This window comes from Priestia sp. SIMBA_032, assembly GCF_046535215.1.
Taxonomy (GTDB): Bacteria; Bacillota; Bacilli; order Bacillales; family Bacillaceae_H; genus Priestia; species Priestia aryabhattai.
In genome coordinates this window covers 1-327 of sequence record NZ_JAWRXD010000315.1, presented here as the reverse complement: position 1 = coordinate 327, position 327 = coordinate 1, and the positions used below count along the sequence as shown (strand labels likewise).

Below are 327 nucleotides of genomic sequence, written 5' to 3'. Positions count from 1 at the left end.
GGCAGGGTGGTCCTCTGTCGTGCCCTCGGCCGCGAGAATGCTGTAGAGCTCGACAAGCCCCGGTCGCTTGTTGTTGTCCGCGATGACCTCGAGCATGGATTCCAGCGCATCGACGGGGTGGCCGGAGGGCGAGGGCGCGAGGAGCGAAGCGCTCTCTTGCTCACGCACGGACAAGACCGCCGAGAGCAGGTCGAACTTACTGGCGAAATGGTGCGCGAGTCCGCGCTGGCTGATGCCCGCGCGGTCGGCTATGTCCTTCATCGTGCTCGCGCGGAATCCTGAGATCGCAAAGACGTCGATGGCCGCGTCGATGATTCGCTCACGCAC

At 64.8% G+C, this 327-nt stretch carries 1 protein-coding gene; it reads right to left on the bottom strand.

What is annotated here, in order from left to right; translation table 11 throughout:
- A partial coding sequence (locus SB717_RS34550; protein WP_410907368.1) for a TetR/AcrR family transcriptional regulator occupies positions 1–327 on the bottom strand: 327 nt, incomplete at both ends.